The 8668-nt window shown below is 42.5% G+C and carries 6 protein-coding genes; 2 read left to right on the forward strand and 4 right to left on the reverse strand.

What is annotated here, in order from left to right; genetic code table 11:
* The first annotated feature begins 91 nt into the window (after nt 1-91).
* Nucleotides 92-3457: an ATP-binding protein gene (locus tag ACJAZP_RS15080; protein ID WP_415231566.1), complete on the forward strand. Its 3366-nt coding sequence runs from the start codon at nt 92-94 to the stop codon at nt 3455-3457.
* Nucleotides 3447-4334, forward strand: a complete 888-nt coding sequence (locus tag ACJAZP_RS15085) for a response regulator (RefSeq protein WP_415231567.1) — start codon at nt 3447-3449, stop codon at nt 4332-4334. Before ACJAZP_RS15080 ends, ACJAZP_RS15085 begins: the two co-directional genes overlap by 11 nt.
* A 202-nt stretch (nt 4335-4536) precedes the next feature.
* Here the strand turns inward: ACJAZP_RS15085 and ACJAZP_RS15090 are convergent, their stop codons facing one another.
* From ACJAZP_RS15090 to ACJAZP_RS15105, 4 genes are all read right to left on the reverse strand, one after another.
* Nucleotides 4537-5256 (reverse strand): FadR/GntR family transcriptional regulator, encoded by a 720-nt coding sequence (locus ACJAZP_RS15090; protein WP_415231568.1) that lies wholly within the window; start codon nt 5254-5256, stop codon nt 4537-4539.
* Between the two features lie 240 nt (nt 5257-5496).
* Complete coding sequence (locus ACJAZP_RS15095) at nt 5497-7008, reverse strand: tripartite tricarboxylate transporter permease (protein ID WP_415231569.1); 1512 nt, start codon at nt 7006-7008, stop codon at nt 5497-5499.
* A 9-nt stretch (nt 7009-7017) separates the two neighbouring features.
* The gene (locus ACJAZP_RS15100) at nt 7018-7464 is read right to left on the reverse strand and encodes a tripartite tricarboxylate transporter TctB family protein (RefSeq protein WP_415231570.1); all 447 of its coding nucleotides are present in this window, start codon (nt 7462-7464) and stop codon (nt 7018-7020) included.
* Nucleotides 7465-7549: 85 nt separating this feature from the next.
* Nucleotides 7550-8476, reverse strand: a complete 927-nt coding sequence (locus ACJAZP_RS15105; RefSeq protein ID WP_415231571.1) for a tripartite tricarboxylate transporter substrate binding protein — start codon at nt 8474-8476, stop codon at nt 7550-7552.
* Nucleotides 8477-8668: the final 192 nt, after the last annotated feature.

The following is an 8668-nucleotide window of genomic DNA, read 5'->3' on the forward strand; positions in this document are numbered from 1 at the left end:
TATTTAGTTAAACCTATTCATCTAACTAAGTTACTTAAGTTACTTAAAAACAAGTTACTTAAAAAAATTCACTTAAAGCAAGTCGGATATTATGATCGCTAATCAGAAAATAATAAAAGCACGGCGCACCTATAATAAGCTCGTTGCTAACGAGATGATGGAGGATTTTGCGTTACGTTTTACCGCCAGACGTGCCAGAAAGTGGTCATTAAACCGTATTTCTGTGACCGCATTAGGAACCATCTCTTTTCTGGTATTAGAAGCCATTGGCGGCGCTATTACGCTCAACTACGGTTTTGAAAATTCCGCCTGGGCTATTTTGGCGGTGACTTTTATTATCTTTTTTACCGGACTGCCGATCAGTTATTATGCGGCAAAATACGGCGTGGATATCGACCTGCTCAGCCGTGGTGCCGGGTTTGGTTATATAGGTTCAACCATTGCTTCCCTTATCTACGCTTCTTTTACTTTTATCTTTTTTGCCCTTGAAGCCTCCATTATGTCAATGGCGCTGCAGATTCTGTTTGGATTGCCCTTATCAATAGGTTATATCGTCAGCGCCTTATTGGTCTTGCCCTTAGTGACCCACGGCATTACTTATATCAGTCGCTTTCAGGTGTGGACGCAGCCCCTGTGGATTGCGCTGCAGCTGCTGCCGCTATTTTTTGTTTTTGCACACGCAGACAGTCAGCTCGATGCGTGGATCCAGTTTACCGGCAATGCCGGGGCATCCGGCGGGTCATTTAACCTTATCTTGTTCGGCGCGGCGTCTGCGGTGTTGTTATCTTTAGTGGCGCAGATTGGCGAGCAAGTGGATTTTCTGCGTTTTTTACCCGAAAAACCGCAACGGGGAGCCTGGCGCTGGTGGCTGGCGCTGATTGCCGGCGGACCGGGGTGGATTATTTTTGGCGCTCTGAAACTATTTTTAGGATCGTTTCTCGCCTATTTTGCGCTGCAGCAGGGGATTACGAGCGAACTTGCGAGCGATCCGGCGCATATGTATCAGCTTGCCTACAGTTATGTTTTTGCCAATCCTCAGGTCAGTATGATTGTCGCCTGCTCCTTTGTGGTGATTTCGCAGTTAAAAATCAACGTAGCTAATGCCTATGCGGGATCGTTGGCATGGTCAAACTTCTTTTCTCGGGTGACCCTTAACCATCCCGGGCGAGTGGTGTGGATGTTATTTAATGTCGCCATTGCTTTATTACTGATGGAGCTTGGGATTTACCAAACTATTGCCAGCATGCTGTCGGTTTATTCGGTGCTTGTTTTAGCCTGGCTGAGCTCGGTGGTTGCGGATCTTGTTATTAATAAACCGCTGGGGATAAGCCCCAAACATATTGAATTTAAACGTTCACATTTATACGATATTAATCCGGTCGGTGTCGGCTCAATGCTGCTCGCGTCATTGGCCGGCTTCAGCGCCCATCTGGGCTGGTATGGTGAAACTGTCAAAGCGTTAGCATCCTTTATTGCCTGTTTTTTACCTTTTGTCACCGTGCCCTTGATAGGCTGGTTAAGCAAAGGTAAATATTATTTAGTGGAAAGCGATAAGCCGCCTATTCCAAATATGACCAAGTGCCATATTTGCGAGAATACCTTTGATCCTGAAGATATGACTTTTTGCCCCGCCTACGGCAAAGCGATCTGCTCATTGTGCTGCAGTTTAGATGTGCGCTGCGGTGATCAATGCCGGCCGAACGCCACGCTGTCACAGCAGGCGCATGGTTTTTTCAGCCGTTTTTTAAGCACACAGCTGCTTAAAAAATTGGCCACCCCCTTGAGTCAGTTTCTCGCATTGACTTGCGCCTTAAGTCTTATCTGTGCCGGTATTCTGTTTTTGATCTATCTGCAAGTTCCTCTGGAGGAGCCGAGCGTTAAGCAGGTCTTTACGAATACCCTGGTTACAATATTTTTTTTATTGTTGATTATTATCGGGGTGGTGAGCTGGCTGTTTATTTTGGCGCGCAGCGGCAATCAGACAGCGTTAAAAGAGTTACGCTCCCAGACTAATGCGTTGGCTAAGGAGATCAACGCCCATGAACAGACGTCATCTGCGCTGCAGGTGGCCAAAGAGGTGGCGGAAGCGGCTAATGAAGCGAAAAGCCGTTACCTGGCCGGATTAAGTCACGAACTGCGCACGCCGCTTAATGTACTATTGGGTTATGCGCAGTTGCTCAGCCGCGATCCGGCTCTGCCCCTAAAGCAGCGTGAAATGATCACCATTGTCAAACGCAATGGGCAACACCTGGCGGATCTTATTGAAGGCCTTCTGGAAATATCTAAAATTGAAGCTGGGCGGGTCAATCTGCAGCGTGATGAATTTAATTTAAAAGCTATTTTACAGCAATTGGTTGATATGTTTCAGATGCAGGCCAGTAAAAAAGGGCTTAAATTCTATTATATTAGCAGTCCAAATCTGCCCGATTATGTGGCCACGGATAAGCAGCGCCTGCGGCAAATTCTGATTAATTTAATTTCCAATGCGATTAAATATACTGAGCAGGGCTCGGTCACTTTTAAAGTTACCTACCGCAGTGAAGTGGCGCATTTTAGCGTGATTGATACGGGCACGGGGATCTCTAAAAGTAATCAGGAACTGATTTTTAAACCCTTTGAGCAGATTAGAAATGAACATACGCAAGCTATCACCGGGACGGGGCTGGGGCTCACTATTTCTCGCTCACTGGCGGAGCTGATGGGCGGGGAAATAAGTTTAAGCAGCAGCATCGGCCAGGGTTCGACCTTTAATTTCCGTTTGATGCTGTTTAAATTGCATAAAGATCCAAAGGAGCCTGAGTTTAATAAATTGCAGGCGACCGGTTACAGCGGCAAAAAACAGACACTGTTAGTGGTCGATGACTCCCTTAACCAGCGTACTTTAATGTCTGCGCTGTTAAAGCCGATCGGTTTTGAGGTGTTACTGGCAGAAAACGCGCAGCAGGGTTTTACTTTGCTTGAAGAGCGGGATGTTGATCTGCTTTTATTGGATGTGCGCATGCCAGTGATGAATGGCTGGGAGATGGTTAAGCGCTTGCGTGAAAGTCATTATGCCATGCCTGTACTGATGGTTTCGGCAAATGCTCGTGATACCGAATATAATTTACAGGCAGAAGGTTACCATAGCGGCTATATTGCAAAACCGGTCAATTTAGATGCCTTACTGGGCAAAATAGCACAGTTATTGAATTTGCAATGGCGTTATAAAGAAAGTGAAAAACAACCCGTAGCCGCCATTAACAGGATAAAGAAACCGGCGGTACCAAGGGATCAGTATCAGGCATTAATCGCTCTGGCTGAAATTGGTTATTTGTCGGGTTTTAAAGATAAATTTACCGAGATAGAATCTCAATATTGTTATCCGCCAGCAAGTGCGTCGCAAATCAGGGAGTATGTTGAAGTGTGTAATTTTCCGAAAATTATTGAGTATTTAAGAGAGTTAAATCATGAAGCATGAAAACAGTGATGTGGTTTTAGTGGTCGATGATTCCCCTGAATCATTAGGCATGCTTAATGTTGCGCTTAACAGTGAGGGTTATACAGCCTTAGTTGCACTCAATGGTCGGCAGGCATTGGCTATCGCCGCTAAGGTGCCACCCGATGTGGTGTTACTGGATGCCATGATGCCGGAAATGGATGGCTTTGAGACCTGTCGGCGTCTCAAGCTTATTTTGCCTAATACCCCGATTATATTTATGACCGGATTAACCGATGTTGAAGATGTGGTTAAAGGCTTTGCAGCGGGCGGGGTTGATTATGTGACTAAACCGATTTCACCCGATGAAGTTATCGCGCGTATTAAAAGACATATTGAAACCGCGAAATTGGCCCTAAGCGCCCAGGATGCGCTTGAACATGCGGGTAAAAAAGTTTTTTGTGTCAGTGAGTTAGGCCGCCTTTCCTGGGCGACGCCCTATGTGCATACCTTAATAGAGCAAACATCAAAAAGTAGCCCAAGTCCGTGGACCAGTATGGCGCCGTTAATAGAAAAGTGGTTAAAAAGCGATAGACTGCAGAACCTCAAAATAAACTGTTTTTCGGAACCGATAGAGGTGTACTACGAACGTCAGCAGGAAAAAATGCATCTGTTGCGCATTGTTCAAAAAGCGCAGCCCAAAAATCCACAGGATTTAAAAAATAAACTGCCGATAACCAAACGTGAATCGGAAGTGCTGTATTGGGTCTCTTACGGTAAAACAAGCTGGGAAATTTCCCTTATTTTAGAGATGAGTCCGCGCACTGTTAATAAACATTTAGAGCAGATTTTTAAAAAATTGGGGGTCGATAACAGAACATCTGCTGCGGCGATATCAATTCGCATACTAGAGTCTTAACTCGCAAGGTTATAAGTTTGAAACACCAGAGTAAGGAGTTGTTTTAAAAATTGGAGGTAATAGTGCTGATATCAGTAAATAATACAATCAGCAGACAATATATTCGAGATACAAAATAAACAATACCCAGCTATTTGAATATGCATATTAAAATAGCGGATATTGGTTTTATGGATCCAGTGAAAGTTATCTGTAAGCTTTTTTAAGCTGCATCTTCACTTGGCAAACGATGTTTTTCTGCAATAAGTAAAAATCGCGATGCTTCGCGCGCTTGTTCTTCTTTGCCAGCCATTATTGCTGCATAAATTGCGCGATGCTCGCCAATGCAGACGCCACCATCTTTTGACGAATAGGCGATAAAACTCATAAAAATGGTGGCTAAAACATTACCAAAAGGTAAATAAAAGTCATTACCCGTTGATAGGAAAATCAAACGATGGAACTGCATATCCACTTCTGCCCAACGGGCATGGTCAAAATCTTTAGCAATTTCTTCCATCTTCTGAAAAGTATCTGAAAGTTCGATGCGTTGTTCTGCCGAAGCATTTTTTGCGGCTAATGCGCAGGCTTCAGGTTCAATCGCTTTTCGTAAACCAAGAAATTGTTGATAAAAAACCTTTGAATTTTCAAGGCCATCTATCCATTCAAGTAATTGCGGGTCGAGAAAATTCCAATTGGTTTTATCCATTACCGTTGTGCCAATTTTAGGTTTAGAGCGCAACAGACCTTTTGAACTGAGTAATTTAATCGCTTCACGTAACGCTGTGCGACTAATACCGAATTGCTCACATAAATCCATTTCATTGGGAATTTTTGAACCTTGAGGTAGATCACCGGACAAAATGCCTCGCGCAATGGTACGAGCAACTTGAAGATGCAAATTGCGGGATGAGCCTGATATTGTGCTAAAACTGGAAGACATTGGGACCCTTATGGAGAATATAATACAGGAGTAAATATGAATATTAGCAATAATAATATTGATTACTGCTGTATAAATTAACGATAAATTACAATAATTTATGGTGCATTATAAGACTTCGTTAGTAATAAATCGAGCTACGTACGACAATAACACATTTTTTTTTACTAACTGAAGGTTATTAAATTTTATACAAAGTATATTTAAGCGCCGAAAGTGACGCTTAACTATTTGATATTTTTATAAATCGTCTTTTTCCAGTGCGGCTTCTAATGCTACGCGTTGTTTCTTTTTAAGTTTTAATGTTGAGTAGACAGAAAAGACGGCGAATAAAATAAACGCTAAGGCGATTGGACGCTCATACAAGAATGACCAACTGCCATCATACATTATCAGCGATCTTCTCAAGTTAGTCTCTGCCATTGGTCCTAATATTATCGCCAGCAATATCGGTGAAGATGGGATATCCATCTTATTCAAGACCAAACCTAATAAACCAAATACGATCGCAATACCTACGTCAAACATCGAGTTATTAATGGCGTACGCACCAATAATAGAGAGAAATATAATGATTGGGATCATAATGATTTTCGGTACTTCAATGATTCGACAGAAAAAGCGAATACCTAAAAAACCAATCAGTAACATAATTATATTAGCGACGATCATTGAGCTGAAAATACCGTAAACTATTTCTGGGTTTTGGGTGAATAATAGTGGCCCTGGCGTTAAACCTTGAACAATAAGGGCGCCTAATAATACCGCAGAAACCGCATCACCGGGAACGCCAAGTGTTAATAAAGGAACCAACGATCCGCCCGTGACACCATTGTTACCCGCTTCCGCAGCAGCTAAACCATGGATAGAGCCATTACCGAACTCCTCTGGATTTTTAGCAACACGTTTTGCTTCGTTATAACAAGCAAATGCCGAAATGTCTGCTCCGGCTCCGGGGACAGATCCTATTGCAGTGCCTATCAAGCCGCTTTTAATGGCGGTTGGTAATATCTTTTTAAAGTCTAAAAAGCTTAATACTTTGTGATTAAATTTGGGCACAATGTCCTGCTGGTTAGCAGAGAGTTTCTCCAGTTGATTTAGTGCTTCTGAAATGGCAAATAAACCGATTAATACGGGAATAATATTGATGCCACTGTATAAATCCATGATGCCAAAAGTAAATCGAGGAACACTACTGATGGGATCTAAGCCAACCATAGAAACTAATAAACCTATAGTGCCCGCTAAAAGTCCTTTCATAATATTTTTAGCAGAGACACTGGCAATAATAGTTAAACCAAATAATGCCAGAGCAAAGTATTCCGGCGCATTAAAACGCAGCGCAAAATCTGCCAATATGGGGGCGATTGCGATCAGTACAATCGTACTTAACAATCCGCCAATAAAGGAAGCGACTGCAGCAATACTTAATGCTCTTGCTGCCATACCTTTAATTGCCATGGTATGACCGTCAAGTACGGAAGCTGCTGAAGCGGGGGTGCCTGGGGTTTTCAGTAAAATAGCGGCAATGGATCCTCCGTAGATGCCACCGATATAAACACCTATTAACATAACCAGTGCGGGTGTTGCTTCCATGCTAAAAGTGAAGGGCAGTAATATGGCGACCCCCATGGTGGCCGTTAAGCCCGGCAGAGCCCCTAATATGACCCCGCCAAGGACACCAAGGACCAATACTGGAAAGATTGACAGACTAAATGCTGCCATAAAACCGCTAAGTAAATAATCTATCATAATAACAACCTAATAAAAAAGTAAACCTTCTGGCAATGAAATAACAAAAACCTCACCGAAAAGAAAATAGATAGCAAATACAAATATCCACGCTATGACATAATAAAGTGGTTTTTTGATTTTGTAATAAAGTAGATAAAAGGTAAAACCAATAAGGCTTGCAATCAGGTAACCAACAAGGCTGATCAGTATCGCGTAGCTAATCACAAAAGAGATACCAAATACGGATTTACCGGAAAGAAGGGGCGCTTCTTTGGCTGCTTTGTTGTTCTTTTTATATTGAATGATTAAAACAGCGCATATTAAAATTTGAATGATTGCCACTATGGTTGGGAAAAAACCAGCACCAAAGGATGAATCCTGGTACATAGGCTCAGAAAATTGGGTAATGATCCCTAAAATAGCTGCACTTAACAAAATCATTAAAGTGGGAAAGAAAATGTTGCGATTGAGCATAGTAAATTCTCTTTAAACCGCTAAGACAGCCGGCGTTAGGGTAAATAAAAAGCCAAGGTAAGTGTTCTTTACCCTGGCTTTAGCTTTATTTAATTAATTTGCCAAGTAGTTCAGTATCTTGCTTAACAAAATCCGTAAACTCTTGCGCTTTTAGCGGATGAATAGTCATCGCGCCTTTTGCCATAAAGTCTTTGAATTCAGCAGAAGCCATTGCTTGATCAAAAGCGTTACCTAAGATTTCAATGATTTCATCTGGCGTATCTTTAGGTGCGCCAATACCACGCCATGTACCCGTTGTAACATCGATACCCTGTTCTTTTAGGGTTGCTACATCAGGGATGTAAGAGATACGTTCAGCAGACATAACACCTAATGCTTTAAGCTGACCTGAACGCAGCTGAGCAATCGCTTCACCAGGGGTTACCATGGTTACTTGTGTATGGTGACCTAAAACAGAAGGGATCGCTTGTGAAGAGCCGTTGTAAGGGACTGCATTAAGTTTGATCTTTTGAGATTTTTCCAGTGCCATCAAATAAAAGTTAGGCGCTGCGGTAGACGCAAATAGAACTTCACCCGGATTTTTCTTTGCTTCAGCGATTAAATCATTAATAGTGTTAAAAGGGCTGTCTGCAGGCACTAATACAACGGCAGGATCTAAGTTAACCATGCGGATTAGTTTAAAATCATCGGCTGTATTTTGCATCAATCCCATCTGCGGTAATGAAGCGATTTCGCGTGTAACCACTGTCAGCGTATAACCATCAGGACGTTGTTGAGCGCCATAACTCATACCCACTGCGCCTGCGCCGCCGGTACGATTCATGACAGAAATACTGGTGCCAAGAATATCTTTTGCACTGTTTGCAAGCGTACGACCGACCGCATCCGTACCACCACCTGCACCGAAAGGAACCACTAAGCGAATATTTTTAGACGGATAATCAGCAGCAAAAGTACTTGCTGACATGATCAGGCCTGCGGTAATTAATGCAGTTTTAAGTAGTTTTTTCATGTTTACATTCCTTATTAAAGACTAAAATTAACTTCTATAGGTTTGGGTTGGGTTTTCTATTTTATTGGTTTGATATTCATGTATTGCTAACTGCTCAATAGCGACAGCAATCCAGCCACTGACTAACATATCAAACCATTGTTCTACTCCACTGCAGGCGACAACAATATTTCCATAAACAAAAGAGCCATA

The sequence above is a fragment of the Psychromonas sp. genome (assembly GCF_047632955.1).
In the GTDB taxonomy this organism is placed as follows: Bacteria; Pseudomonadota; Gammaproteobacteria; order Enterobacterales; family Psychromonadaceae; genus Psychromonas.

What these genes read in the sequence shown, in the direction of transcription:
- ACJAZP_RS15080 (WP_415231566.1), top strand. Translation starts at nt 92, where the DNA reads ATGATCGCTAATCAGAAAATAATAAAAGCACGGCGCACCTATAATAAG.
- ACJAZP_RS15085 (WP_415231567.1), top strand. Translation starts at nt 3,447, where the DNA reads ATGAAGCATGAAAACAGTGATGTGGTTTTAGTGGTCGATGATTCCCCT.
- ACJAZP_RS15090 (WP_415231568.1), bottom strand. Translation starts at nt 5,256, where the DNA reads ATGTCTTCCAGTTTTAGCACAATATCAGGCTCATCCCGCAATTTGCAT.
- ACJAZP_RS15095 (WP_415231569.1), bottom strand. Translation starts at nt 7,008, where the DNA reads ATGATAGATTATTTACTTAGCGGTTTTATGGCAGCATTTAGTCTGTCA.
- ACJAZP_RS15100 (WP_415231570.1), bottom strand. Translation starts at nt 7,464, where the DNA reads ATGCTCAATCGCAACATTTTCTTTCCCACTTTAATGATTTTGTTAAGT.
- ACJAZP_RS15105 (WP_415231571.1), bottom strand. Translation starts at nt 8,476, where the DNA reads ATGAAAAAACTACTTAAAACTGCATTAATTACCGCAGGCCTGATCATG.